The 208-nt window shown below is 52.9% G+C and carries 1 protein-coding gene; it reads left to right on the top strand.

Going from position 1 to position 208, the window contains the following annotated elements; genetic code table 11:
* Positions 1–208, top strand: a 208-nt coding sequence (locus ACTRWI_RS22960; RefSeq protein ID WP_499133973.1) for a hypothetical protein, incomplete at both ends; no start/stop codon positions are given.

Here is a 208-nt window from a genome sequence, read left to right as displayed (position 1 = left end):
CACGATTGGTCAAGGGTTGAAGCGGATGGCACCACATCGCAACTCTCTAATGATAGCGCTTACACCCCAACCAGCAATGATGTGGGCTTTGTATTGCGTGTAACCATTCGCTACCTTGATGCTAGCGGCAATGTATTGGTGTCCAGAGTCATTGAAACGCCGCCGGTCCAAGCGGCGCCAAGCAGCACATCGTTGGTCGATACGCTGA

It is taken from the genome of Pseudoalteromonas sp. G5_S1_14_S5 (assembly GCF_054968605.1).
The sequence above is the reverse complement of the archived record's forward strand: the minus strand, read 5'-3'. Positions and strand labels throughout refer to the sequence as shown.